The following is a 26,198-nucleotide window of genomic DNA, read 5'->3' on the forward strand; positions in this document are numbered from 1 at the left end:
GGAGGTGAGTTAATGAGGGTTGCTATTGGGCAGTTAGTACATGAAACAAACACATTTTCAACAATAAAAACTACAATAGAACTATTTAAGCTATGGGAGTGGGATATTGGAGCCGATCTTATAAAAAAGCACAAGGGTGTCAACGATTTTCTGGGTGGGATGATCGATAAAGGTGAAGAACTCAAAGTTGAACTCATACCAACTTTTAGTGCCTTTACTGTGCCATCTGGAATCATTACAAAAGAAACCTATCTTGCGGCAAAAGATAACTTGCTGAAATCGCTGGAAAAAGCAGGTCCGATTGATGCTGTATGTTTCTATTTGCATGGAGCAGGTGTAGCTGAGGAGACGGAGGATATAGAAGGAGACCTTGTAGCAGCCATTAGAGAACTAGTTGGAGAAAAGACTCCAATAGTCGTAAATTTAGACCTTCATGCAAACGTAACAGACAAAATGATAAAAGCTGCAAATCTTTATATCGGGAACAATTTATATCCCCATACAGATTCATATGAAAGAGGAATGGAAGCCATGGACCTTGCTTTTCAGCTTGTTCAAGGAACAGTAAAGGTGTCTGCTGCTTACAAAAAGCTTCCGTTAATGATCCCTACATCTACTACGTATCTATCTCCTGTAAAGGAATTAAATGACCTTTGCCGTACATTTGAAGACCTTCCTGATGTAATCGATTGTACATTTTACCATGGATTTCCATATTCAGATTTTGCTGAAAATGGCGCAAGTGTAATTGTTACAACCAATAACAATGTCGAGCTTGCTAGAAAACTTTGTGAGGAGATAGTTAAAAACATTTGGGAGGCAAGAGAACGTTTTTTCAAAACCTATTACAGTCCGAAAGAAGCTATTCAGTATGCCATGTCAAGGAATGATTTTCCGATTGTAATTAATGAAGCATCTGACAATCCTGGCGCCGGAACTTCTGGAGACGGAACATGTTTATTAAAGGCTATGCTGGAGGCAAATGTACCTGGAACTTGTTTTGGCTTTATTTATGATCCTGAAGCAGCATTTGCCGCACACAAAGCAGGGGCAGGCAGTACTATTTCTATTAAACTTGGTGGCAAAACCGATTCCTTTCATGGAAGCCCTCTCTCTGTTACAGCCTATGTAAAATGCTTGACAGATGGATCTTTTCACCAAACCTCTCCCATGTGGAAGGGCAGTAAAGTAAATCTTGGAAAGTCGGCTCGTTTACAAATTGGAAATGTCGATGTGATTGTCACCTCTATTCGCTCGCAAACATTTGACGATCAGGTGTTCTTGTTACATGGAATTGATGTAACTACCTATAAGGCTGTTGCCCTAAAATCAAGCCATCATTTCCGTGCAGCTTTTCAAACCATTGCCAAAGAAATCATTACCGTTGATTCGCCTGGTTTAAGCACCTCTGACTTGAGTACATTTCAGTTTAAAAACATTAAAGAATCTATCTATCCATTGCACTTAGCGTGAAATTTTGTAACCTGAGAAAGGAATGATATTTTGCTAGATACTGTAATAAAAAACGGCAGGGTAGTTGATGGAAGCGGCAATCCATGGTTTAAAGCAGATATTGGTATAAAAGGTGAAATCATTAAAAAAATCGGCGACCTTACAAGCATTGAATCAAGGAAGAGCATTGATGCAGGAGGAAATATTATTTCTCCCGGTTTTATTGATCCACACGTCCATTCAGATTTATTGTGCACTATTCCTGACATTCACAAAATAAAAGTATTGCAGGGTGTAACTACAGAGCTGTTTGGTCAGGATGGCATTTCGGTTGCCCCTGTTTCTGAAGTAACCAAGCCTATCTGGCAAAAGCAGTTGAGCGGACTTAATGGGGATATTGGTGATTGGAATTGGTTAAGTATTGATGAGTATTTATCATTTTTGGAAAACTCAGATATAATCGGCAACGCCGCCTACTTAGTGCCACACGGCGGAGTTCGTACGCTTGTGATGGGATTTGAGGGCAGAGAAGCTACACAAGAAGAATGCGTGAAAATGCGTGAGCTCGTGGAAAAAGGGATGAGACAAGGAGCAATTGGGATATCAACAGGTCTCGTTTATCCACCAAATGTTTTTTCAAATAAAGAAGAGCTGATTGAAATTTGTAAGGGTGCTGCTGCCTACAATGGATGCTTTGTGGTACATATTCGCAATGAAAGTATTCACTCACTGGAAGCTTTGGAGGAAGTCATTGATATATCAAGGCAATCTGGAGCCAGACTTCATGTCTCACACTTCAAAATAATTGGCCATAAGAATCGTGACAAGTTTTCAATGGCTCTTGAAAAAATGGAAATGGCAAGAAATGAAGGGATTGAGGTGACGTTTGACCAATATCCTTATTCTGCAGCCTCCACTGTTTTTCAAGCTATTCTTCCCCCTTGGGTCCATGCTGGAGGATCCCTAAAAATGCTAGAGAGGCTTAGAGATTCAGAAAATAGAAAACGAATTGAAGAAGATTTCGCAAGCAATACCACTTTTGAGAATTGGGTATTAAGCTGCGGATGGGAAAACATTGTCATTACCTCTGTTATGACAGATCAGAACAAACCGCTCGAAGGAAAAACGATGGTAGAAATCGCTAGATCCAGAGAGCAAAAACCCGCTGATGCCGCTTTTGATCTGTTGTTAGAGGAAAGGGGCAACGTTGCAATGACCATTCACTGGGGATATGAAGAAGACGTTGAACTGGGACTTCGCCACCCGCTACAATCGGTTGGGTCAGACGGGATATTCGGCGGGAAGCCCCACCCAAGATTATACGGAACATTTCCAAAAGTTTTAAGCGAATACGTCCGAAAGAAAAAGATTTTGACTATTGAACAAGCAGTTCGCAGGATGACTAGTGCTCCCGCTCAAATGATGCGTCTGAAAAACCGTGGGTTAATAAAAGAAAGTTATTTTGCTGATCTCGTCATCTTTGACCCAAATAAGATTGAGGATAAAGCGACTTTTGATCACCCTCTTCAACGTCCTATTGGAATTCACGATGTGTTTATCAATGGAGTTCATACCGTCTCACAAGGTAATTATACTGGCACAGCCGCAGGAAAAGTAATCAGGAGGGATTAATATGGATTATACAATTGGAAAACAGCGTAATAAACATGTCATTTTAATTCTTTTGTTTATAGGGTATCTAGTGGACTATCTTGATCGGATGGTCATGAGCGTTGCCGTTGTATCAATTAAAGAGGAGCTTAGCTTATCACCTTCCGCAGTAGGAATGATCCTTAGCAGCTTCTTTTTCTCCTATGCCCTTATGCAGATTCCAGGAGGATGGCTGACAGACAAATTCGGCTCAAGAAAAATTATACTTTGGTCAGTCGTTGTATGGTCTGTATTTACTGTTTTAACAGGTTTAGTATGGTCATTGGCTTCGTTACTCATCATTCGCTTCCTGTTCGGAATTGGTCAAGGTGGGTATCCGTCTGCCACTCAAAAAGGAATCGCCGACTTTTATCCGAAAAACGAACGGTCAAATGCGTCCTCTATTCTTATGTCTTCCAATTATTTCGGTATTGCTCTTGCTCCGCTTGTAGCCGCACCAATGATCTTATGGATGGGCTGGAGAAATATGTTTATCGTCCTTGGACTGTTGGGTGTAATAATGACTGCCGTCTTTTGGGTTTATTACAAAGTGCCGAGGCAAGAAAGAGAGAGTAATGAAACAAACAAGGTACCTTTAAAAGAGGTTTTGGCTAATCTTGAACTTTGGAAAATAACAATCATGTGGTTTGCAGCAGGTATTGTCAATTGGGGACTCGCCTCTTGGATTCCTTCTTATTTAATGGATTCCAGGGGTATGGACATGATGTCGATGGGTTTTTTCGCAGCTCTTCCAGGTATTTCAACCGGAGTTGCAATGTTATTTAGCGGCTGGCTTATCCAGCGATTTATACCGAACCACGAAAAGTATTATGCCGCCATTGGAATGCTTGTGTCTGCTGTCTTTCTCTATTTTATGTTTACCACTCAATCGTTAGTTACAGCCATGATTTGTATGAACATTTGCATGGTGTTCAAAAGCTTTGCTTTTACTGTAACCTTTTCTCTCCCACATAAAATGATGCCAAACAGAGTTATTGGATCTGCAATGGGTATTATTAATATGGGAGCACAAGCTGCAGGGTTTATCTCTCCTTTAGTAATGGGATTTATGATTGATTCTTTCGGAACTTATGATGCAGCTTTTTGGTTTTTAATTGGAGTCTCTGTCCTTTCAATTGTAATGGCACTTTCTATTAAAAAACCTTCAAAAGTAATATCTCAAAATCAAGAAATTGTGATCCATAGGAGGAGCCTATGAAACACCTTGCAGGAAAATCGATACCAGACTGGAAAAAAGAACATCCGATTTTACAGGATGTGAGTGATAAAAAAGAGGTGTTCTGGACTAATCCAGATTATAGAGGTCAGCATAAACCCGAAAATTTGCATCCAGATGCCATTGAGGCTGCCGAAAAGAGACTAGAGCGTTTCGCACCGCTAATTCAAACGATTTTTCCAGAAACCAAGGCTGAAAATGGACTGATCGAGTCTCCTTTACGGAACATTCCCGCTTTGAAAGCAGCAATAGAAGATCAATACGAAACGAAGATTGACGGGAGACTGCTCGTTAAATGTGATCATGACCTGCCCATTTCCGGATCAATAAAAGCACGGGGCGGGATCTATGAAGTCTTGAAGTTTGCAGAGGAAACAGCAATTGCAGGCGGGATGTTAGCACTATCGGATAATTATTCTGTTTTGAACACAGACCCTTTTAAAAAATTGTTTTCCCGCTATCAGTTATCTGTCGGTTCTACGGGCAATTTAGGACTAAGCATCGGAATTATGGGTGCCGCTCTTGGCTTTCAAGTCACCGTTCACATGTCCATGGATGCCAAGCAGTGGAAAAAGGATTTACTGAGGAATAAGGGTGTCACTGTGAAAGAGTACGAGGACGACTACAGCAAAGCAGTTGAAGAAGGCAGAAAACAGGCACTAACTGACAGCCGCTGCCACTTTATAGACGATGAAAATTCCGAAGATCTTTTTCTTGGCTACGCAACAGCGGCCTCTCGATTAAAAAGACAGCTGAAGGAAAAAGGCATCTTGGTTGATCATGACCACCCTTTATTTGTCTATCTCCCTTGCGGTGTTGGCGGTGGTCCGGGTGGAGTTGCTTTTGGCTTAAAACAGATTTTTCAAGAGAATGTTCACTGCTTCTTCGCTGAGCCGACCCACTCCCCTTGTTTCTTGCTTGGACTCGTGACAGGCCTTCATAACGGCGTATCTGTTCAGGATTTTGATTTGGACAATAGAACGGCAGCTGACGGCCTTGCTGTAGGCCGGGCATCAGGCTTTGTCGGAAAAACTGTTGGCCAAATGCTAAGCGGAAGCTACACGATAAACGACGACCGCCTGTTTTCTTTATTAAAAACAACCGCAGATACGGAAAACATCTACTTAGAGCCTTCCGCTTTAGCTGGCTTCTATGGACCTGTACAATTGTTCAACGAAGCATCAGGCAAGCAATTCTTAAACGAACAAGGCCTGAATGAGAAAATGAAAAACGCTACGCATATTGTCTGGGCCACCGGCGGAAGCATGGTCCCTAAGGAAGAAATAGAAAGGTATTATTTGAGAGGCTCGGAAATTTAGTTAACGGGGAGGGAAAACCCCTGTCGAGGGAATTGTTCAATAAAATCGTGCATCTGAGCAATTATGAGGCGGATCCGTGCAAAAATGGTACAGAACTGTGCAATTATTATGGGTATCTATGCAATTATGAGTCAGAACTGTGCAATTACTTGGGATATCTGTGTAATTAACCACAGCTCATTTACAAAATAAGAGGAGGATTCGGCCTATTGCAGAAAACCCCTGAATTCGATTGATTTTTTGACCTTTTCTTAGAAATCAGTTAAAATATAGTTCTGTGTCCCAGTAGCTCAGCAGGATAGAGCGACAGCCTCCTAAGCTGTAGGTCGTAGGTTCGATTCCTATCTGGGACGTCAAATGAGTAAGAGCCGGAAACCTTGATATATAAGGTTTTCCGGCTCTTTTTTCTTTATGAATTAAACGTTCGCATCGGATTAAAAATATGCATAGGACTGTACAAAAATTGAGATCCAATGAATTAGATGAAGAATGGAAAGAATTGATTTTGGAAGCATTGGCAGCTGGCTTTTCCCCTATTAGATACGAAAATTTCTAAGCAATAATTTGCAAAATAAAAAAGACTCGATTGTATTGCTCTATACTTGTGTAAGTTCAACAAGAATCACTTCAAGGAGTGCTCCTAAACTACTATTACGCAGGACCAGAAATGGAAGTTACTGCACCTAATCCTGCACTAATAACTATGCCGGCGGTTGCTGATTCTCTAGTGACAATGAGTCTGAAAATATGATGACCCGGGGTTACGTTTTGTAGTCGAGCACCAACATCTACGGTAATACCTTCTGTCAGTTGGGATCCGGTGCTTAACAGACTGATGGATTTTGAGTCGGTGGAGGAATTATCCATTGTGAGATCCACTGCAACTATACTTGTGCCTTCACCAGAACTTTGTAGTGCGAAACCACCATTGACCATTAACAGGTTAGGAGTATTTTCAATAAAATGCCCCCATTCAAATAGAAGAGTAGGAGTATTGTCGTCTAGGACAGTTGTAGTCGTATTACCGGAACCTTGCAAGTTATCAGGTATATAAACTGGCATATTGTTTCCCCCCTTTCGTTCTAAAGTTAATATATTCCATGTATTTCCTTTCATAAGTTATGGACAACTTATTCACGTCCGTATAATATCCGCAATGGTTGATAAATTTGATATCAGGTTTCAAGAATATAAAACTATACCTTGGTTATTTCAGCCATTCGTCGGGAGAGTTAACTTTTTTCATAACAATTCCCTCAAGATTTTTCACTATGAGGAAGTTGAAATAAGCTGCTCCGTTCCCTCTTATCCCTTCAATCACAACCACAATTCAAAGAACATATTTAATTTTTGTTAGGGCTTATGTTAAATTGAAATTATATACATTTTTTCTCAAAATATGTATAGTATCATTAAATCAAGCTTTAAAGGACAGGAGTGGGTGAGTTTGTTTCAAAGGAAGAATTTTATGAAGAAATACTTATTGATTGGTATTATTATATTAATCGTAGACTTTATTGCTCTTGTATGGTTGCAAGATATAAATTTTATTCCTAAAATAACTGGAATTACAGGTGGTTTATTTTTAGTACTTGCTATAATTATGACTGGCGGAACTTTTAATGATCCAGACTCCAGAAGACTTGATATAGCGGTTGAATCAAGAGAGTCATTGAAAAGAAGAGTAACTTGGTCAACCAGATTCCTTCTTATTTCTGCTCCTAGTATGTTTGTTTGCATTTTGTCCTTCATTTTATTATTTTGGTAAAAAGCAGCGAAACTGATTCCCAAATTAAAGTTTTTATCAATAGTTTATTCGAGTTTTCCTGTCGAATCTCCTCCTTCTCATCACCTCAGATATCGAAATCTCTTTTGCCTTTCACTCCGTATAGACCTTAGTAAAATACTAATTGATTAACTGTCAATGTAGTAATGAATCATTCAAAAACCACTCATAAAATAAATGAATAAGACCTTAACCGACATTCTGATACTCCCCAAAAATTTTTTTGAAGCCAATTCCCAATTTGCATCGTCAAAATTATTAATAAGAAAAGGGGGTACTGCTTTTGACCAATCATAATAATTCTCGCGAAGATCGGGTAAAGACGATTGAGAAGCTAATGGATGAGCATGGTACTTCGATCAAACGGCTGATTTTTACATATGTAAAGCATTGGGAAACAGCTAGTGATTTAACTCAAGATGTCTTTTTAACTGTCTTTGAAAAACTTGACACGTTTCAAGGCCGATCATCATTAAAAACATGGGTATTTTCTATAGCGATTAATAAGTCGAAAGATTATTTGAAGAGTTGGCATTTTAATCATATTTTATTACACAAAATTTCTAATAAAGATACAAATAAAACTCCAGAAGAAGAAATAATGTCCCAGCATGATAGAAAGGAACTTTACAATAATATTTTGACTCTCCCCCCTAAATATCGGGAACTTATTTTCCTTCACTATTATAACGATATGACAGTTAAGGAAATTTCTGAAGTAACGGGTCTGCCAGCAGCAACAATAAAAACCAGGTTGTATCGAGGGAAGGAAAAGCTGAAGAAAAAGCTAAACCTAAAAGAAAGCGGTGAGCTTTATGGGTAAATATAATAAAGAAATAAAAAAGACTCTTGAAAATGAAATGGCCGCTCAACCCGTTTTTACAAATTTTGAAAAGCAACAAGTGCTGCATAAAATTAATACCAATCAATTTAATGCTAAGAAAAAAAGTCCTATTCTTCCTATCCTTATTACGGTCGTTACTTCAGCAGCAATATGTGCATTTGGATTAATAATTAATAACAGTTCTGAAAATGAGAACAACACTAATGTTTACAAAAATAATGAGGTGGGAGAAAAGACAAAGGGATGGACACTAATAGAAGATAATTCAAAAATGAAAACATTCTCCGGTAACACCAAAATCACTGGTAAACTTTATTTAGATAATGATAAGAACATTCTTTTTGAACCAACAGAGAATTCACAAAAACTTTTCCCGGTTGAGCGTGGCATGATTAAGGTGATAACTTTTACAGAAAAAGATCAAAACCAATTAATTAAATACGTTAAAGAGAAAGAACCCTTTCCTAATTTATCAATTTCCATTGATAAATTAAGCATTCAGCACGCAACTAATTACTCTGCTGAAGTTCATATAAAAGAAATCCTTACTGACTTAAGATCTACGGAAAGTATTGACGACTCTCAAAAGTTCTCACTGTTAACAGACGATAAAAATGGTATTCGGTTACCGGATAATCTAATGCGTATTTACGAGAAATACTCTATCTCCTTAGATGATGAATTGCTCAAAAACCTTAAACCGTCGGATATTTTTTATCTTTATTATTATTGTGACGATCAAAAAGATTATAAGACCCAATACGCTCTTCATAACAATGATCCAAACTATGAAAAACCAAATTATAATGAATATATCCAAGCTGTTCAGTCAGAGAACAATCCAAGTTCTCGTGAAGGGTTTTTGTCAAAAACATTGTATGAAACCATTACCGATGACAAATACGCTGTTATCACCTCTAAAGAGACTGAGGGACCTGCATTTGCGCTATCAAAAAACGCAGAAGGTATCTGGAAAGTTAATTGGTTACCTATACAATAATGATCTGATATCAGCACACTAAAAATTCGAAACGTTTTCGAGATACCTTTCCATTGCGCTAAATTTAAATTTATTATTCGGGGGACCAGATGTTTAATACACGAATAAAAATAACAATGTTCGTTTTCAGTGGAATTGCGATAGTAATTATACTTGGATATGTCTTGCTATTCTTATTAGCAGTAGCTCAAGAAGGAGAATTTATCAAATATGATGATGGAGTTACAATAAAAGTTAATAATACGAGCAACCAACCTACTCCAAAAATAAAATTCACTTTAGGTTACTCCGAAAATCCAGATTTTCAGGACATTGGAGAAATTACACCATTAGACTCAGAAAATGCAGCGAAAATAAGAAATGATGATATTAAAACAGCGAATGACGATTTAAGTTTATATATAGAATATAAACTTAAAAACGGAGATACAAAAAAAGAAGATTTGTTTTATTCACCGGCTGCAGTACCTCAAAAAATAGTTGCTGTCATAGACATAACTGATATCGACAAATATGGAGATATAAAATTAAAATATAAAGGATTTGATGGATTCGGTACAATAAACGGGGAATAAGCGGAACTTTAACTAGTGGGGTATCCCAAACCCCACTAACTGTTAGAAACCCATAATTGCTATTACTTCTCAGCCAACTGCTCCATTTGAAAAAATACTTTTTTATCATTTTTCTAGTAAATAACTCATTGTTCAGTAAACAACTTTTTCGTTATGCAACACTTTCTCAGTCATATATGACCTAAGTTATGAAACCTCTCGATGCCTTGACGTAAAGCATTTTAAAAACAGTGTCTATACTCTTAAGTTTTGGTAATGGTTAGCAACTTGAGAAAGATATTCGTTCAGGAATAAAATAATTTAATACCAATTTTATATTCTACTACCACGATTTAGTATCGGTTTGTCCAATTCTTAGAGATTGTTTGCAAGTATCTTGAAATTTTTGGACCAGAACCTTGAGGCAGACAGACAAGCACTCTTTCAATTAAATGAATAATATATAGAAAATCTATGAAAAGGTGATTAAAATAAAAAAATATAATCGTCATGATCGTAAAAAAGGAGAGTACTTTGAATTTAAATTTGATGAAAAAAACACAGATATTATTATACCAATACCACCAGAGCCAGCACCTCCAGTTCCAATCCTTCAAGTGAATTTTCGTAAAATCAATGCAGGAGACAGAGTATGGTTAAATGGTATTATTACAGCAAATAATAATAATATTAATACTTTCTCGGAAGTAACCCTAACTATTACAAGAACCTCTCCTCAAACAGGTACTCAGGTAATTTATTCACAATTCTTTGAAGTTGATGACGAGGATGCTGGAAAAGGAAATGATGATGTAACTACAGTGCCATTTTCACACGTAGATGTGCCAACTACCAAACTTAATAATGTTAGATATCAAGTTCGAGTAACCGTGAATAATCCTAATTTTTTTGTGCAAAATCCACTTACTCTTACAGCTTCCAGGATTAATGAATAGGGGGCCCGGTAGCAAAATCCACTACATTGACATAAAACATAGAGTTTCTTGATAAATATACTTTTGCCCAAGCTAACTATTCCATTTTTTTCTATTAACCCCTACAATGGGAACAACCTTTCAAGCAGCAAGGTAGGTTTCCATCCCCTCAATAACGTATCTAAAAAATGCTACAGTCTTTTTTGATATTTGTTTTTTTAGAAGTGATGAAAATCCACTCTACAACTACAATAAACCCGAAAAGCACTTCATTTTATTTACCCTCAGTACTACAAGTCGGCATCACCTTTGTTAGTTACATTCATATTCCAATTTAGTTGCTTAAATCGTAACAAAACAAGCCAGACTCCTTGACATATCTAGGCATCTGGCTCCTTCCAATCCATTTCAATTATTCATCTTTTCGATCTCTATCGCCCATATCCTCTGGGTCCTCAGCAGGGTCTTCCGGGTCTCTTTCTTTATCTTTTTCATCATCTTTATTCATTGTGTCGTTTTCATCTACTCCCGGAGCATCGTTATCGTTATCTTCATTTGCAGCATTACAACCCGTAACCATCAAAATGGACAGAAAAAGTACTGACAGGATCCGCAGCCATTTTATCTTCACGTATCTTCCCTCCTTTGTTAGTGATTTCACTGTTATCCTGTCCAATCGATGGTGAAAAATGCATATAACCTTTTTTCACTTTTTAGATCTAAAAATCTTTCTACTACTTCGGTTGATTCGCGTACCAAAACACTGCGTAGTCGGTCATTACGGAGGAATGGTCTAATTGACGCAGCATGGCTGCAATATTGCCTCGGTGATACGTTCCGTGATTTGCAATGTGGATAATCATGTCAGAAAGGCTGACTGCAGTCGGTCCGGCCCACGGGTTATCAAATTCGATGATTTTTTCCATATCAGGCTGACTATTAAGAAACGCGTTGAATCGCTCATATAAGTTGGAAAAAATCACTTCGATTTCATGAATACCCATATTTTTAGTTAAATTACTTACCTGCTCCTCCAATTGCAAAGCTTCCTCAAAGCTTTTTCCAGACATCACTTCGAGCCACCCTGAGTCGACAAGGTAAATGTGAGAGAGCGTTTTGGCTATGGAAGGAAACACACTCTTTATTTCTTTATCATAAATGCTCTCCGGAAGTTCTTTTAAGCGGTCAATCACTTGTTTGTTCGCCCATTGGTGGTAGTCGTACATTTTTAATGAATTCATTACTCATTTCCTCCTTGTAATCTGGTTTCCTTCATCATAAACGAACTACACTGTCATCTGCTGTCAGTGAAAATGATAAGATTGTTTTAGAAACAAAAAATTACTCAACGGTGGTCGGGAAAGTTCAGTTCATTAGAGGAAAAGCTAAGGGGTTTAGGTGTGAATGTCATGAGAAATACTCATGGTTCTATACAAATTGGCCAGGAGGAAATTTACATTCTTGGGATTGATGATCCTTCTATGGGAAACGAATCGATTACAGAATACATCGCTGCTGAAGAAGCGATAAAGAATTCACTTCAAGGTATCAAGAAAGAAGGTTCATTTAAAATCTTATTATCACACCGCCCGGAACTGTTTTCACTATATACGCAATTCGATATGGACTTGATTCTTTCCGGTCATGCTCACGGCGGGCAATTTAGAATTCCCTTTATCAGAGGTGTGATCGCTCCAAATCAAGGCTTTTTTCCACAATACACTTCCGGGAAGTATAACATGAACCATTCTTCAATGATTGTCAGCAGAGGGCTTGGAAACAGCGTGATTCCGCAAAGGGTCTTGAACCGTCCTGAAATTATTTCAATAACGCTGTCACCTTTAAATTGATAACTGCAGGAGTAATTCGTACGCCAACAGTAGTTGCTCTTAGTGCAACTGGAGATAATACTTTATTCGCGCGTTTTTCTACCTTTTCCTTTTCTTATCATTGGTTAACCGCAACCTTTAACCAAGATCTTGTCATATTTCTAATGAGTCGTGGTACTGTATCGAAGGAATACGGTTTATATACACGTTCTGTCCAACGATGAGCATCAAATCCGTATACACCAACATTAATAGAAGGGATATTTAATTTTCGTATATTTTTAATTGGCACTGGGTAAATCTTGTTCCATTCCGGAAAGTTGTCCACAAGATAGTCTACTTCCTCATCTGTATCATGAAGTGATAAATAACTGCTATCTGTTAAATAGGGGAAAAATTTCTTCACTAAAAACGTATCACTCGTACGGGCAGAAGTTCTCGCTGTTGCTTCCTCAATAGTTTGTAAAATTTCGCGATCTCTTGCATCTTTTCCCGTTAAATAATTATGTGGACAATATGGCGGTGCATAGAAAACAATAACACATGGCGTTACTGCTTGATCTAACTCTCGCAATCGATCAACTACTTTAAAGCAGAGGTCACGTAACTCAAGCGCCGGATTTTCCTTGAGCACTTGTGATGCAGCAGCTTTCACATCTATTCCTTGTACAGAGAGCTTCTCACAATATTCTGCATAACTATACACATTTATATCCCAATTTGGACGATCAGATGGGAACTGATTCACACGGGCAAAGGCCTTATAATTCTCTTCATAATAGGCTTTTATCTCCGCTGCCGCTGCCTTTGCTTCCACTTTTAACTTCTCCATAATATCCTTTGGAGAAGCTTCCAGTACCATAAAGTTAAAATATAAATGACTTGTTACTGCTGTTTGTACATTGTAAAATTCTTTTGTATCTCTATGGTAGAGAGCAGAAGGAGGTGTAATCAATTCACCTTCAATGTGTTCCGTTAATTTCATATTGTTATTGATACGTTTATTTAATTCAGAAGTTATCAGCGTTGGATCGAGACCATTCAGCGTTTGTCCTGCATGGGTTTCGCGGCCATACACATAAAAACAAGGTAATAGCTTTCCTCCAGCACCAGTGAAAATATACTTGTTTGTATCACCAGGGTATAAGGCAGAAATATAGTCAGTGTTGACCGCTACTACATAATCCAAACCTTCTTCCACGCGGAGTCGCAACAACTCATCTACAGCAGCAATGACACCTGAATGTTGATTTTCTTCGACTGGATTTGCCATAAAAATGATATCTCCATCCCAATCTTCAAGATGCTCACTGAAGTGGAGAACATTCATCAAATGAACCGCAACACCACTTTTCATATCTAATGCTCCGCGTCCAAACATCCAATCCCCAGTCAAAGCCTGTGTCTGTATCTCTTCATCATTTGAATATGTTTGAAAATACTTCAATAATTCTGCTGGATCATTGGCAATCGACTGTTGCGCACCAAAATCTTCAATCCCGACTGTATCAATATGGGCATGAAATACGACCGTTTTCTTCGAATTTACATTCCCTTTAATATGTGCAAAAACATTCTTTCTGCCAATTGCATCATTCGGTAATTCTTGAGTCCATACTTGATCAGGACGTTGTTTGAAGTAAGGAAAGCTGCGTAAAATTTGTTCAATCTTCTCTGCAATTTTAACTTCTCCATCTGTCCCATTTATACTTAATGTTTGGACAAGAGATGCTGTTAGGGCTTCTACTTGATCAGTTAATGGTAGGTTTTTTAATTTTTTATACATTGGAACACCCCTCACTTTAGTGTTCTTTACTCGTATCTATAACATTGATCATTGGTTCGCCTGTTTTCCAGGCGTTCACATTATCAACAATGATATCAACACAGCGATCAATGCACTAAATTGATTTTGCGGATATGCGGGGAGTCAGAATGAGATTCTCACATTTCCCAAAGCAGACTTTCATCGGGGAGTGGTTCTTATTGAAACACATCCATCACCGCTTCTATATATTCGCTTCTATATATTGCTTATATTTATTAGCTTTGTAAATATTATTGCAAGAATTTCTCACAGGATTTATATCCGCTTCCTTCAGATTCCTGGTCTTCCCCAAACACCCTGGATTCTTTTTTCGTATGGTACTTATATTAAGAGAATCTAACGTAAGGATGGATATTCTTCCAGATTACCCCTAAAGTTTACTTCCATATTTTTCTTATGGCGATAATTCAGATACGAGCTGTAAATTTCATCTAAAATTAAAAAGCCACTCCCGATAAAGGGAATGGCTGATTGTTTTTGAGTTAAGAAGCTGCATTTGCCGTATCTAAATAAGAAAGTTTTAGACCACACTCCTCAAAGTGGGTGCTCGCAGAAACGTTCCTGTCGTCCTCTCATAATGGAGGCATGACATTCCGGTTTCGATTTAAAACTCCCTATTACAGCTTAAAGGTTAAAACTTAATTATCATACGCGCAAAGCAGCTTATGAACATAGTCTACTCAATTATCAGATGAAAAACAAGTGAAATGCACTTTATTTTCATCCATTTTTAGGAAAGCTCCAATTGCCGTACTTCCATAAGAAAGTTTTAGACCACACTTCTAAAAAGTGGGTGCTCGCAGAAACGTTCCTGTCGTCCTCTCATAATGGAGGCATGACATTCCGGCTTCGATTTAAAACTCCCTATTACAGCTTAAAGGTTAAAACTTAATTATCGTACGCACATTGTAGCTCACCTATCGTATTGTAACAAATCTGCACAAGAATTCAAGGGAATTATTCTTCAAATTGTTTCCATACTTCTGGGAGCACATCTGTCAGCTGATGGGCTAGCATTGTATGGTTGGATCTGTTTTCTGTCCACTTTGCAGCACATGCACCGTGAAGATAGACTGCGTTCAAAACAGCTGTTTTCGGATTACTATGGCAGCAAAGCATGCCAAGCAGCATTCCTGTTAATGTATCCCCAGTTCCTCCTTTGGCGAGCGCCGCGTTTCCTGTTGGATTTTTTCTACAATTTCCATCGGGGAACGCAATCACGGTTTCTTCTCCTTTTAGTACAATCGTGACACCTAGCTTTTTTGCCCAATACGTGACAGAGCCGACTCGGTCTTGTTGCAGCTCTTTGATTTCCATACCGGTGATGCGGGAAAACTCGCCGGGATGAGGCGTTAAAACAATCGGAGCTTTCCGCTTTGGATAGGAACGTTCAGACAGCGCTCCAGCATCAAGTACCAGCGGCTGATTTCCTTTTAATAGCAATTCAATCGCCTTATTTACAGTTTCTGAAGCTTCAAGCCCAGGGCCAATAGCAATCGCCTGGTAGCCTTCCTCTGCTGTATCTTCTGTTACGTTAGCCCATCCATCCCGCCAATAGGTCGCTTCAGGCAGCACAGGAACAATTAACGGGATCACACTGGCAGATGTTCCGATCACGAGCTTCCCGAGTCCGCTTCTCATCGCTCCAAGTCCGGCAAGCAGAGCAGCACCTGGCATATCATCGCTTCCAGCCAGGAGAAGAGCAGTGCCGTAAGTTCCTTTATGACCTTTTGCATCCCTTATCGGCAAAGTCGCTTTTACATCATCTTCTGTCCAATACTTTGGTTCCAACTGTACACCTCCAACACACCATTCTATTTAAAATATACCGAAAAACGGAGCCTCTTAAACCTTCACCTGATTTGATTGCTCCGGCAGCATCCTTCTCTTACGCCTTAATTCCGGTACCTTCAAATGAGTGACCCCTCGCCACAGCCATTCGAATAACCCCATTTTAAAATGCTTCAGCCACCAGACGCTGATTATCAGCTGCACGGCATAACAAGCAAAGGCTAAGCATATCCCTGCGAGAACTCCTATTCTGCCATATAAACCTAAGCCGTAACCATAAAAGATGGTCGTCATAATGACACTTTGCATCAGGTAATTTGATAAGGAAAGACGTCCGAGTGCGCCGAATGGCTTTAGCATCTTCTTCCATGCTCTTGATTGCGCCAATAGTACAATAGAAGTAATATAAAAAACAGTTAATGCCAGCGGTCCGATTCCCTCGCTCAGCATATATACAATCGGTTCATCCCAGATGAGTGTAAGTGATTTTAGCGAAAAGCCGAGAAATAAGGAAAGCCAAAAAGCTTTTTTGATCCCTTTCAAATGATTTTCCGGCTTATGCAGCCACCGTTTTTTTGCAACATACAAACCAAGCAAAAATGGCGGAAATGAAAAAAACGGCATTATAATCAACATGACGACGAGAAGCCCGGTGTCATTGAAAATTGGCGGAAGGTCATTTACACGATGGTCAACGATTTCTTGATAGCTTCCATATTGCATAATCTGCTGGGATTGTTCTAAAAAGTTTTTCATCTCTTGGTCCGGTGCTTCAGGTGCTCCTCCATATGTCAGAAGGGTTGATAAAGCCATAAATATGATAAACCAGACCAATAACGTTTTTGGCTTCCTGTTTAAAAAGAGAAAGAGTAAAATTAGACCGATCACACTGTAGCTTAATAAAATATCTCCATCCCAAATATAGGTGCCGTGTAGATAGCCTACGATTCCCAAAAATAAAAATCTGCGAAAAAAAACCCTTCGAAATTTAGAATTTCCTTTTTGGTTCATATGATCCTTCATAATGACCATTCCGAACGCAAACAAAAAAGCAAATAAGGGCATAAAGCTGTGTACTGCGAAAATATTGGTCCATTCAAAGGCTGCCCGATCATACCAATTTAATGGCCTAAAGGTTAAATCCTCCCACATTCCATACTGAAACAGCAGCATGTTCGCAAGCAGGATACCTAATAATGCAAAGCCTCTTGCCTGATCTAGCCAAACAATTCGGTTATTAATGTCTAACGATTTATATTCGCTCACTGTTTGTGTCTCTCCTTATTCCTATGAATAAGCCCACTATATCAAGCTGAGCTTAATTAAAAAGAATGCCCGGCTTAAATTAAGTTAAATTTTACATATAATATAACAAATTGTTTAATATTTGCTATAATCATTTTGGTACTAATGAAAATAAATAAGTACCAAAAGTTCAAGGAGGCGGAAGACAAATTGAAAAATAGAATTGTTGATGAGACGATCCATCTCATTCACAAAAAAGGGATTTCTTTTACAATCAGTGATTTAGCGAGCCGTCTGTCTGTAAGCAGGCGGACGATATACGAGCATTTTTCCTCAAAGGATGAAATTGTCGAGGAAGTCATCAACCGGTTCATTTATCAAATCCAAGCTAAGGAACAGGAAATTGCTTGTCACGCACAATTAAATTCATTGGAGAAGATTAAACTGATTCTCACCTATGTTCCAGAGGATTTTCAGCTGATGGACCCGCAATTGATATCTAATATAAAAAAATCACACTACAATCAATGGGTAAAGCTTGATCGTTTTATTAAAGAAGAATGGTCTGAGGTTCTTTTCTTGCTGGAGAAAGGGATAGAAGAAGGAAAAATCAAGCGAGTGAACCCAGAGCTGTTTATTCAAATGTATCTAAGCGGAATAAACAAGATATTTGATTCAAAATTTATCCTTGGAAATCAATTATCCATTCAAAGCGCTCTGAACGAAATGATCGATATTCTGCTAAACGGCATTTCTATGAAAGGAGAAGAGAAATGAACTGGTTCTATTTGTTATTAGCAATTTTACTTGAAGTCGCAGGGACAGCGTCTATGAAGTTTTCAGACGGGTTAACGAAAATCGTTCCCTCTATTCTCATGGTTCCTTTTTATGCTGCAAGCTTTACATTTCTTGCTTTTTCATTAAAAAGCCTCGATGTTTCAGTGGCCTATGCGATCTGGTCGGGAATGGGAATCATCCTTATCACAATCATTGGCTTTTTTTACTTCGGGGAGCAATTGAGCGGTTTAAAAATCATCGCTATTCTGTTAATTGTGACCGGAGTTGTTATATTAAACTTTACTGGAGAGGCTCACTAAAATGGAAAGGCTAAAATACTTTTTTCTTGTGACAGACATTGGATTTTTGCTTTACTGGACAATCACATTTTTCGGATGGATTCCGGAAGAATATTTGTTTAAGGATTATCACAATCCGATTTTAGTCTCATGGAACTGGTCCTTTCTTCCGCTCGATTTACTCGTATCTGCAACAGGTTTTTTAAGCCTGTATTTCTATGCAAGAAAAAATCCACTTTGGCGCAGCTATGCGTTAATTTCTTTAGTACTGACCTTTTGCGCAGGACTTCAGGCGATTGCTTTTTGGACCATACGTCTGGACTTTGATTGGTCCTGGTGGCTCGTTAATCTTTACCTTCTTGTCTATCCTTGTTTTTTTATTAAATCGGTTATGGTTAAGAGGACGAATGGTATGGACGACGCCTCAACTCTCAAATTATAAAGTATTTATAAACATTCAAATTCCCAATGGATGGAGGTTCGCGCTGATCATTTAGGATCGTCCTTTCTTCCCGGCGGTACACAGCAAATGGCTGAAAGCCTCTCCTGTATTGCCTTGCGCCAAGACGAGGCCATAGCTAAATCCATGGAATACAGCATAGCTGTTAATGAGAAGAAAAAAAGTTCATCAAATTCTCTTGAACGGGAGGAGTGGTGGCTCTTTCGAATACTGGAATTTCAATTTATGCCGCATCCGCCCATGTACTGGAGAGTACAAGCGTTAAAACGTAATCACACAGGCTGGAGTAAAAAAATAGTCCGGCGCTGGATGATTGACCGCATGAAGGAATCTTGGATTAGGTAATAGGAAATAAATAAATGAAGCTATTGGAATAGCTTCTAAAAAAAGATAATATAAAATAGTAGAAAAAGATTATTATAGGAGGAACAAACTAGTGAAACGTACAGCTGAAATTACATTGGGTATAATCGGAGCTGTCTGCTCAGGGATTATGTTACTTTTTGGGGTTTTATTACTCTCATTAAATGGAAATGCAGATTTCCAGCAAGGATTGGAGGATGTTGCTGCAGAAGATCCAACCTTAAACCCGGGTGATACTGATATGATGGCGGCAATGATAAGCAGCGGAGGATGGGCGTTTACAATTGCAGCTCTCATCGGGCTGATTCTCGGATTGATTGCTGTATTCAATATTAAAGGGAATAAAAAGCCGAAATTGGCTGGCATTTTATACATTGCAGGCGCGGTTTTAACGGGACTCATTTCTTTCGGATTCGGATTTTTGCCCGCCATTCTTTACCTTATTGCCGGCATTATGAGCTTAGTAAGAAAACCGAAAGCTTATACTGATATCACTGGGTAAGCAGGCAGATCTCAAAGGGGAGCGGAAAAAATGAACGTTATCCATTGGTATGATTTTTTAACCCCAACCACGCCAATGGCTTCGATAACATTCGGGCTGGTGTTTACTTTACTCGCTACTATAATTATAGGATTTCAATTTAAAAGCATGCGAGTGGCAGTATTCATATTCGTTATTTGTCTGATCGTTACCTTTGGGGGAACTGCTTTTCTCAATTTTATTGGTTATTACGGATAACAAAAAAGGGACTCGGGAGAAGCAAGTATGCTTTCCCGATTCCCTTTTTATATGCTATCGAACTTCCATGTGCAAGTCGCCGGATTTCACTAATCCAGCTTTCTTTAAAAGGAAATAAAGCGAAAGAGTGATAATAACCGGCAAGACCATTCCAATACCTACATAAATCATGATTCCGGTGATTCCTTGATTTGCTAATATATTCAGTGGTGCAATCAATGAATTTAATCCCAGACCAGCAAGCTCGTATGATACTTGAAAATTAAAAACGAGCGTTGCGATCGGAGCACAAATGACAGCTGCGACAAACGGCGGCACGACAAGAATCGGCCGTTTAATTAAGTTCGGAAATTGAACCTTTGGCGTAACGATCGACTGCGCCAAAAACCCGCCCAAGTCATTTTGGCGGATTGACATTGCTGTAAAGCCGACAAACTGAACGGTACAACCAATTAATGCAGCTGCACTAGAAACAGGATCCATCTGTAAAGCAATAGCCAAGGCAGCAGATGACGCAGGTGTCATTAGCAATATGCTCCAAACCAAAGATATGACCATTGAAGAGACAAGCGGAGATCCGTTTACTGATGTTGCAATCGATCCGCTAATCCATTGCAGAAGCGGCGTAGTTATTGCAGCAAGTACGACTCCGCTTAATCCTCCTACAAAAATTGCTGCAACTGGTATCGCCATCATATCTAGCTTCGTACGGCCAGTCAGTCGTTTTCCAACCCAGGTTGCAATAACGGCTGCAAGCACCGCACTAACCGGCTGTCCGGGAACAATCGTCATTGCGCCATCGACAAGTTTAATCGAATTTCCCCCAATTGAACTACACGCTATTGCACTGAAAATTACCAACGTGTTTCCTCCAAGTACATGTGCAATCCCTGCTCCAATAGCCGGTCCTAACAAGACTTTTGTGACTCCGCCAATTATTAATAATGCCTCAAAACCTGTAAGCTTGCCAAAGGTTTCGAAAAGCAGACCAATTCCAAGAGTAACCAACACTGCGTTTGCAATGGCGGCTGATGCTTTATACATTCGTTCGACTACGTAATTCTTCATCTCGTAAGCTCCTCTAACTAAATTAATTTATATGACTGCAAATAAAAAACCCGTCCTTTTCGGATGGGCGCTTCTCACATGTATGCTTGAGCGCCTGGTTTAGTAACCATAAACAGGACTCAAACAATTCCATTTTAAGAATGGCTTTGTTTCAGTCCGCTCAGCATAATATGAGAATAATAGAAAAATTTGTATAAGTGCAGGTATTCATTTCAGAATGTCTCCTCTCTTTGCTATGTAGATATCCTATACTAGTATTTTCAATTTGTAAATAATAATTTTACAATTTTGAATTTAAAGCGTATTTAAAAATATGGAAATTGCTCCGCAACACAGGCTGCTCTAAGCTTATCAGGAATAAGACAGGCTTCCCATTGCCTCTCTCTTAAACTTATTCCATTATTTCCACTCTTTGTTACAATAATAAAAGGAGAAGGGAGGAAAGAATTTGAAAGAAAAAGAACCTTCGTATAAAGAAATGGCGATCGGAGAAAAATTGATTGTCATTGGCGGTATAGGCATTATTATCATTGTCTCGTTAGCAATATTGTCTGGAGTTACTTTTTTTTGGCATCACCGGAGTTTTTCGTATTTTTGGTGTCACTTATGATTCTTATACATCCATTCTACTTTTCATATTGTTTACCTATCTTGTAGGAATTCCGACAGAACTCATCTTAAGCAAAGCTTTAATTCTAGTGATCAAAAGCTATATTTCCCTTCCCGGCAGTCTTATTACGTTTTTAGTAGAGTGCTTTTGTAATTGGATGGTGTTTTCGATCGTCGATTCATTCATGACTAGTATAGATATTCCTTTAGAAATAGAATTACTGTGAGCCATCTTATTTTCACTGGTTGAGCTTGCAGCCGATGTGAAAAAACGGACCGGCGCTTAATAAAGTACCGAATATTCGTCATCGTTCATTCAATTTGCAAATATAATTTAAAAAGTCATTTTTATTCGGGAAGGAATGGATGCTTATGGCCATCCGGCCCCCAATTTTACGACGAGGCGACACTGTGGGAATTGTAACGTTAGGGAGTCCGTTGGGTGAAGCAGAGATTAATGCGCGGATACAGTTTTTAAGAAACATAGGGTTTCAAGTTATTTTGGGCAACAATGTCTATGCCAGTAACGGGTATTTGGCAGGTACAGATGAAGAGCGTGCCGCAGATTTGATGAGAATGTTTGAAAATAATCAAGTCAAAATGATTCTTCCTACAAGAGGCGGCGTGGGTGTAGCGGGAATTCTTCCTTACTTGAATTTCCAAACCATTCAAAGCAACCCGAAAATCGTGACTGGCTACAGTGATATCACCGTCTTGTTAAATGCACTGCATCAATTCGCGAATTTACTCTCCTTCCAAAGTCTTCTGCTTATTGATTTCACGCCGGAAACTCCCGCCTATAATTTTAACCAGTTTTTTTCGTCGACGTCTGTGTTTTCGTGGATGAGGCAGATCCAAAATCCACCGGATATTCAATTAGTAAGCAGAGTTCAAGGCAACGTGACAGGAACGCTTGTCGGCGGCAATATAGCCTCATTTGTCGGCACACTTGGAACGCCTTTTGAAACCGATACTAGGGGGAAAATTATAGTTCTTGAAGAAACACATGAACCGATAAATACCGTTTTTCGGTATATGAACCATTTAAAGATGGCTGGAAAATTTAATGATTGCATCGGCATCATTATGGGGGAATGCACGAACTGCCAGGCTGCATACGGCAAAACTTACGAGGATTTGATCAACGAATTCGTTGTCCCCCTCGGAAAACCGCTAATGACAAACCTGGCAACGGCACACGGCTATTATAAAGCTGCTGTTCCTATAGGCGCGATGGTAAATATGAATACCTTCAATAACACATTAACAGTTCTTGAACCGACAGTAAGTGCTTAAGCATGCCTATTTATTTGCCCCCTGCAATTCGGAAAAGTACTGGACAACAAAATCCGAAAATTTGCGAGCTGCCAAAGAAAGGTATCGTTTCTTGTGCCATATCAGTTGAAAATTACGCTGACAAACAGGAGTTTTAATAGAAACAAGTGTAAGCGGGGAATCTCCGCCTCTTCCGCATCCCCCAACCAGTGCAACACCCAGCCCTGCACGAACAAGACTTGCAATAGCTGCAGGTTCGTCTACCCGACAGACAAAATTAGGCATTATCCCAGCCTTCCGAAAAAAAGAATCATTCAGTTTTTGAAAAAGGAAGCCTTCTTTGTATCCGATAAATGGTTCATCAGCCACCTCGCTTAAAGAGACGCTGCTGCGCCCCGCTAATCGATGGCCGGGAGGGACAGCCAGATAAAGATCTTCGTTTAGTACAGGCATTGCGCTAAAATCTGGCTTTTCGATCGGAAGCGCTGTAAAACCAAAATCAACCTTACCCGCTTCAACCAGCTCTTCCATTTCTTCCATTGAAACTTGCGTAATGCGAAAATTGACTTCCGGATGAAGAGAAAGAAAATGTCCCAAAGGCTCCGACAGGCGATCTAAAGTCGAAGTTGCCAAATGAATGCTCCCATGCTCAAGCCCTGCGAGTTCATTCACCTCTTTCTTTCCCTCTTCAAGTGCATCGAGTGCTGTCTCTACTTTTTTCAAAAATACCTCTCCAAACGTATTAAGCCGGATTTGCCGTCCCTGCCGGTCAAACAATGGTACACCCACATCCTCTTCCAGCCGGGCAATTGTCTTGCTCAGGGCCGGCTGTGCGATATGCAGTTCTTGAGATGCTTTCGTCATATGCTCCATTCTGGCAACCGTTCGAAAATACTTTAATTGAAGCAACTCCACCTTTTCTCCACTCCATTCATATATTGAAAGTTATGTATTATATGCAAAAAGATATAGTATTATTTATTTATATTTGATTGTAAAATAATTCTTGTTTACTGACAATATTCTTTCGAGAGGATGGTTTAAGTTAATGCCACCCGTTACTTAGACAGGGAGGGAAAGAAGTGGAAACCGGAATCCAGCAGCAATCACGAGAAAAAATCATTCGTCTTCTCGCATTCACACTTGTCATTTCTGTCATGAGCGCGACGATGTTCAATATCGTATTACCCGAGATTAGCGCAGATTATCATCTTTCATACTCGCAAGTAAGCTGGGTATCGTCAGCCTTTTTACTGATCTATGCGATTGGAACCGTTATCTACGGGAAACTGGCTGATTCCTACAAACTCAAAAATCTGCTGACATTCGGATTGATCTTTTTTGCTATCGGATCCATGATAGGGCTTGCCTCCCAAGACTACTGGATGGTGCTTCTCGGCCGGATATTGCAGGCCATGGGTGCCGCAGTCATTCCAGCAACGGCTTCAATTATTCCGGTTCGCTACTTTCCGCCGGAGAGTCGGGGACGCGCTTTAGGGATATCGATGACCGGTTTAGCGATCGGAAATGCATTGGGCCCTGTCGTCGCCGCTTTAATGGTCAGCGTTCTTCATTGGCGATGGCTGTTCTGTATGCCGCTCCTTACGTTGTTTACCTTGCCTTATTACCGAAAATATTTAGTCGAAGAAATTGGTAAGAAAGAGAAAATCGATTGGATTGGGGGCGGGCTGCTCGCTGGAACAATAGCTTTACTGCTTCTGGCCATCACAAATAATTCATTGCTGTCTGGCACAGGGTGCTTGTTTTTATTTGTTTTGTTTCTCGTGAGAATACGTTCAATCAAGGAGCCTTTTATTAAGCCGGCACTGTTCAGAAATAAGGGTTATTCTCTTGGGTTGATAATTGCATTCCTGGCAACTGGAGTCGGATACTCGCTCCCTTTCTTAAGTCCGCAATTGTTGAGCGATGTCAATCATCTGGCTCCGGGGCTCGTCGGTTTCGCAATGGTTCCTGCTGCTGTCGCCACCGCTTTTTTGGGACAAAAAGGCGGCAAACTGGCCGATGTTAAAGGGAATTCATTTCTTTTATACATGGCATCGGTCCTGTTATTGATCTGCTTTGTACTGCTGTCTTCCTTTGCGGGAATCTTGCCGGTGTTCATTGCTTTCTTTCTTGTCTTCGGCAATGTGGGGCAATCGTTCATGTACATCGCCCTGTCCAATTCGATTTCCCGGACGTTACCAAAAGACCAGAGCGGGGTTGGCATGGGACTGCTGGCGATGCTGAACTTTCTTGCCGGGGCTGTATCAGCCGGGATATACAGCAAGGTTGTTGACCAGGGAGCAAATTTTCATTGGAATCCGGTAAATTTACATCGAGACGCGTTTGTATACAGCAATATCTATATTGTTCTTGTGATTTTACATGTAAGTATTCTATTACTCTATTATTTTCAATTCGGCAAAGCAGAAAGAAAAAACAAGTACACGAAAAAACTGAACCATGAGCCGAATACATGAGCTTTATACGGATTGCTATGAAAAACAAGTACAGGGAGTAGGGAGTAGGAGACGTGAAAATAACCATTTTTAACGGAACAGCAAGAAAAAAAGGGCGGACGAAAATCGCAGCTGATTACATTGCCAGTACGTATCAAACCGAATACTTTGATTTAAGTGAGTATGATTTACCGATTTTCAACGGGGAAGAGCAACAGTATTCTTTAGAAAATGTCAAAAAACTTAGGGATACGGTAAAACATTCTGACGCAGTTGTGTTACTATCTCCCGAATATCATAGCGGGATGAGCGGAGCATTAAAAAATGCGATTGATTTCTTAAGCTTTGAACAATTTGCCCACAAGCCTGTCGCCATTATCGCAGCAGCAGGCGGCGGAAAAGGCGGAATCAACGCTTTAACAAATATTCGAACGGTCATGCGGGGTGTCTATGCCAATGTCATTCCCAAGCAGCTAGTCCTTGATCCGATTAACTTCGATTATGAAAACAGAACATTAACGGAGGATGCCAAAGCCGGTATTAAAGGGGTTATGGAAGAACTTATGATGTATGCCAAAATGACCGTTTCAGATAGCAGCAGTATGTAGACTTAGAAATAACACGGATGATCTCTAGTGTAATCCAGCTTTGGTAGCAAGCAATCAATCATGACTGTTAA

Annotated in this window: 29 protein-coding genes, 1 tRNA gene and 2 other RNA genes; 22 read left to right on the forward strand and 10 right to left on the reverse strand. The window is 39.5% G+C overall.

Annotated elements, in window-relative coordinates; translation table 11 throughout:
• The first annotated feature begins 12 nt into the window (after nucleotides 1-12).
• The 5 genes from JOC74_RS11250 (at nucleotide 13) to JOC74_RS11270 (ending at nucleotide 6,011) form a co-directional block, all read left to right on the forward strand.
• Nucleotides 13-1,473, forward strand: coding sequence for a M81 family metallopeptidase (locus JOC74_RS11250; RefSeq protein WP_053604673.1), 1,461 nt, complete (start codon nucleotides 13-15; stop codon nucleotides 1,471-1,473).
• A gap of 30 nt (nucleotides 1,474-1,503) precedes the next feature.
• Complete coding sequence (locus JOC74_RS11255; protein WP_053604674.1) at nucleotides 1,504-3,084, forward strand: N-acyl-D-amino-acid deacylase family protein; 1,581 nt, start codon at nucleotides 1,504-1,506, stop codon at nucleotides 3,082-3,084.
• Between the two features lies 1 nt (nucleotide 3,085).
• Nucleotides 3,086-4,321: an MFS transporter gene (locus JOC74_RS11260; RefSeq protein WP_211086150.1), complete on the forward strand. Its 1,236-nt coding sequence runs from the start codon at nucleotides 3,086-3,088 to the stop codon at nucleotides 4,319-4,321.
• The gene (gene dsdA, locus JOC74_RS11265; RefSeq protein WP_053604677.1) at nucleotides 4,318-5,658 is read left to right on the forward strand and encodes a D-serine ammonia-lyase; all 1,341 of its coding nucleotides are present in this window, start codon (nucleotides 4,318-4,320) and stop codon (nucleotides 5,656-5,658) included. The genes JOC74_RS11260 and dsdA overlap by 4 nt, the downstream gene beginning before the upstream one ends.
• 279 nt (nucleotides 5,659-5,937) lie before the next feature.
• Nucleotides 5,938-6,011: transfer RNA gene (locus JOC74_RS11270), tRNA-Arg, on the forward strand.
• A gap of 298 nt (nucleotides 6,012-6,309) precedes the next feature.
• Here the strand turns inward: JOC74_RS11270 and JOC74_RS11275 are convergent.
• Complete coding sequence (locus JOC74_RS11275; protein ID WP_053604678.1) at nucleotides 6,310-6,720, reverse strand: hypothetical protein; 411 nt, start codon at nucleotides 6,718-6,720, stop codon at nucleotides 6,310-6,312.
• Between the two features lie 406 nt (nucleotides 6,721-7,126).
• Here JOC74_RS11275 and JOC74_RS11280 point away from each other — a divergent pair, with 406 nt between their 5' ends.
• The 5 genes from JOC74_RS11280 (at nucleotide 7,127) to JOC74_RS11300 (ending at nucleotide 10,798) form a co-directional block, all read left to right on the forward strand.
• Nucleotides 7,127-7,426 carry a DUF5316 family protein gene (locus tag JOC74_RS11280; RefSeq protein ID WP_148564341.1) on the forward strand — a complete coding sequence of 100 codons (300 nt, stop codon included), beginning with the start codon at nucleotides 7,127-7,129 and terminating at the stop codon, nucleotides 7,424-7,426.
• A gap of 355 nt (nucleotides 7,427-7,781) precedes the next feature.
• The gene (locus JOC74_RS11285) at nucleotides 7,782-8,267 is read left to right on the forward strand and encodes a sigma-70 family RNA polymerase sigma factor (protein ID WP_082364353.1); all 486 of its coding nucleotides are present in this window, start codon (nucleotides 7,782-7,784) and stop codon (nucleotides 8,265-8,267) included.
• Entirely contained in the window at nucleotides 8,260-9,288 is a 1,029-nt protein-coding gene (locus JOC74_RS11290) for a hypothetical protein (protein WP_053604681.1), read from the forward strand. Before JOC74_RS11285 ends, JOC74_RS11290 begins: the two co-directional genes overlap by 8 nt.
• An 89-nt stretch (nucleotides 9,289-9,377) precedes the next feature.
• Nucleotides 9,378-9,863: a hypothetical protein gene (locus JOC74_RS11295; protein WP_053604682.1), complete on the forward strand. Its 486-nt coding sequence runs from the start codon at nucleotides 9,378-9,380 to the stop codon at nucleotides 9,861-9,863.
• Between the two features lie 461 nt (nucleotides 9,864-10,324).
• Entirely contained in the window at nucleotides 10,325-10,798 is a 474-nt protein-coding gene (locus tag JOC74_RS11300) for a hypothetical protein (protein WP_225970245.1), read from the forward strand.
• Nucleotides 10,799-11,189: 391 nt separating this feature from the next.
• Here JOC74_RS11300 and JOC74_RS11305 read toward each other — a convergent pair whose 3' ends face one another.
• The gene (locus JOC74_RS11305) at nucleotides 11,190-11,408 is read right to left on the reverse strand and encodes a hypothetical protein (RefSeq protein ID WP_053604683.1); all 219 of its coding nucleotides are present in this window, start codon (nucleotides 11,406-11,408) and stop codon (nucleotides 11,190-11,192) included.
• Between the two features lie 103 nt (nucleotides 11,409-11,511).
• Complete coding sequence (locus tag JOC74_RS11310) at nucleotides 11,512-12,018, reverse strand: DinB family protein (RefSeq protein WP_053604684.1); 507 nt, start codon at nucleotides 12,016-12,018, stop codon at nucleotides 11,512-11,514.
• Between the two features lie 168 nt (nucleotides 12,019-12,186).
• Between JOC74_RS11310 and JOC74_RS11315 the strand changes: the two genes are divergently transcribed.
• Nucleotides 12,187-12,627, forward strand: a complete 441-nt coding sequence (locus JOC74_RS11315) for a metallophosphoesterase (protein WP_053604685.1) — start codon at nucleotides 12,187-12,189, stop codon at nucleotides 12,625-12,627.
• Nucleotides 12,628-12,724: 97 nt separating this feature from the next.
• Here the strand turns inward: JOC74_RS11315 and JOC74_RS11320 are convergent, their stop codons facing one another.
• The 5 genes from JOC74_RS11320 to JOC74_RS24125 form a co-directional block, all read right to left on the reverse strand.
• Nucleotides 12,725-14,392, reverse strand: coding sequence for a M20/M25/M40 family metallo-hydrolase (locus JOC74_RS11320; protein ID WP_053604686.1), 1,668 nt, complete (start codon nucleotides 14,390-14,392; stop codon nucleotides 12,725-12,727).
• Between the two features lie 525 nt (nucleotides 14,393-14,917).
• Nucleotides 14,918-15,102: non-coding RNA, 6S RNA (gene ssrS / locus JOC74_RS11325), on the reverse strand.
• Between the two features lie 64 nt (nucleotides 15,103-15,166).
• Nucleotides 15,167-15,352, reverse strand: a non-coding RNA gene (gene ssrS, locus JOC74_RS11330) — 6S RNA.
• A 39-nt stretch (nucleotides 15,353-15,391) separates the two neighbouring features.
• The gene (locus JOC74_RS11335; RefSeq protein WP_053604687.1) at nucleotides 15,392-16,225 is read right to left on the reverse strand and encodes an NAD(P)H-hydrate dehydratase; all 834 of its coding nucleotides are present in this window, start codon (nucleotides 16,223-16,225) and stop codon (nucleotides 15,392-15,394) included.
• Nucleotides 16,226-16,279: 54 nt separating this feature from the next.
• A complete protein-coding gene (locus tag JOC74_RS24125) occupies nucleotides 16,280-17,491 on the reverse strand; it encodes a DUF418 domain-containing protein (protein WP_053604688.1) in 1,212 nt (403 codons plus the stop codon).
• A 189-nt stretch (nucleotides 17,492-17,680) separates the two neighbouring features.
• Between JOC74_RS24125 and JOC74_RS11345 the strand changes: the two genes are divergently transcribed.
• The 6 genes from JOC74_RS11345 to JOC74_RS11370 all read left to right on the forward strand — a co-directional run bounded on the left by JOC74_RS11345 (nucleotide 17,681) and on the right by JOC74_RS11370 (nucleotide 20,108).
• On the forward strand, nucleotides 17,681-18,247 hold the full coding sequence (locus JOC74_RS11345; RefSeq protein ID WP_053604689.1) for a TetR/AcrR family transcriptional regulator: 567 nt from the start codon (nucleotides 17,681-17,683) through the stop codon (nucleotides 18,245-18,247).
• The gene (locus JOC74_RS11350) at nucleotides 18,244-18,567 is read left to right on the forward strand and encodes a DMT family transporter (RefSeq protein WP_053604690.1); all 324 of its coding nucleotides are present in this window, start codon (nucleotides 18,244-18,246) and stop codon (nucleotides 18,565-18,567) included. The genes JOC74_RS11345 and JOC74_RS11350 overlap by 4 nt, the downstream gene beginning before the upstream one ends.
• Nucleotide 18,568: 1 nt before the next feature.
• The gene (locus tag JOC74_RS11355; protein WP_053604691.1) at nucleotides 18,569-18,988 is read left to right on the forward strand and encodes a YvaD family protein; all 420 of its coding nucleotides are present in this window, start codon (nucleotides 18,569-18,571) and stop codon (nucleotides 18,986-18,988) included.
• Between the two features lie 30 nt (nucleotides 18,989-19,018).
• Nucleotides 19,019-19,351 (forward strand): hypothetical protein, encoded by a 333-nt coding sequence (locus JOC74_RS11360; protein ID WP_148564342.1) that lies wholly within the window; start codon nucleotides 19,019-19,021, stop codon nucleotides 19,349-19,351.
• A 91-nt stretch (nucleotides 19,352-19,442) separates the two neighbouring features.
• On the forward strand, nucleotides 19,443-19,871 hold the full coding sequence (locus JOC74_RS11365) for a DUF4064 domain-containing protein (protein ID WP_225970246.1): 429 nt from the start codon (nucleotides 19,443-19,445) through the stop codon (nucleotides 19,869-19,871).
• Between the two features lie 30 nt (nucleotides 19,872-19,901).
• Nucleotides 19,902-20,108, forward strand: coding sequence for a hypothetical protein (locus JOC74_RS11370; protein WP_053604693.1), 207 nt, complete (start codon nucleotides 19,902-19,904; stop codon nucleotides 20,106-20,108).
• 54 nt (nucleotides 20,109-20,162) lie between these two features.
• Here JOC74_RS11370 and JOC74_RS11375 read toward each other — a convergent pair whose 3' ends face one another.
• Nucleotides 20,163-21,176, reverse strand: a complete 1,014-nt coding sequence (locus JOC74_RS11375) for a PTS sugar transporter subunit IIC (protein WP_053604694.1) — start codon at nucleotides 21,174-21,176, stop codon at nucleotides 20,163-20,165.
• Nucleotides 21,177-21,624: 448 nt separating this feature from the next.
• Here JOC74_RS11375 and JOC74_RS11380 point away from each other — a divergent pair, with 448 nt between their 5' ends.
• From JOC74_RS11380 to JOC74_RS11390, 3 genes are all read left to right on the forward strand, one after another.
• Nucleotides 21,625-21,786 carry a hypothetical protein gene (locus JOC74_RS11380; RefSeq protein ID WP_158320311.1) on the forward strand — a complete coding sequence of 54 codons (162 nt, stop codon included), beginning with the start codon at nucleotides 21,625-21,627 and terminating at the stop codon, nucleotides 21,784-21,786.
• On the forward strand, nucleotides 21,767-22,012 hold the full coding sequence (locus tag JOC74_RS24295; RefSeq protein WP_376773390.1) for a YrvL family regulatory protein: 246 nt from the start codon (nucleotides 21,767-21,769) through the stop codon (nucleotides 22,010-22,012). The genes JOC74_RS11380 and JOC74_RS24295 overlap by 20 nt, the downstream gene beginning before the upstream one ends.
• A gap of 145 nt (nucleotides 22,013-22,157) precedes the next feature.
• Nucleotides 22,158-23,081: a S66 peptidase family protein gene (locus JOC74_RS11390; RefSeq protein WP_053606134.1), complete on the forward strand. Its 924-nt coding sequence runs from the start codon at nucleotides 22,158-22,160 to the stop codon at nucleotides 23,079-23,081.
• A gap of 6 nt (nucleotides 23,082-23,087) precedes the next feature.
• On the opposite strand, the gene JOC74_RS11395 is transcribed toward JOC74_RS11390, so the two are convergent.
• Nucleotides 23,088-23,975, reverse strand: a complete 888-nt coding sequence (locus JOC74_RS11395; RefSeq protein WP_053604695.1) for a LysR family transcriptional regulator — start codon at nucleotides 23,973-23,975, stop codon at nucleotides 23,088-23,090.
• Nucleotides 23,976-24,142: 167 nt separating this feature from the next.
• Here JOC74_RS11395 and JOC74_RS11400 point away from each other — a divergent pair, with 167 nt between their 5' ends.
• Complete coding sequence (locus JOC74_RS11400) at nucleotides 24,143-25,540, forward strand: MFS transporter (RefSeq protein ID WP_053604696.1); 1,398 nt, start codon at nucleotides 24,143-24,145, stop codon at nucleotides 25,538-25,540.
• A 53-nt stretch (nucleotides 25,541-25,593) separates the two neighbouring features.
• Complete coding sequence (locus JOC74_RS11405; RefSeq protein ID WP_053604697.1) at nucleotides 25,594-26,127, forward strand: NADPH-dependent FMN reductase; 534 nt, start codon at nucleotides 25,594-25,596, stop codon at nucleotides 26,125-26,127.
• Nucleotides 26,128-26,198 lie beyond the last annotated feature (71 nt).

The sequence above is a fragment of the Bacillus capparidis genome, from assembly GCF_017832095.1.
Taxonomy (GTDB): domain Bacteria; phylum Bacillota; class Bacilli; order Bacillales; family Bacillaceae; genus Bacillus; species Bacillus gobiensis.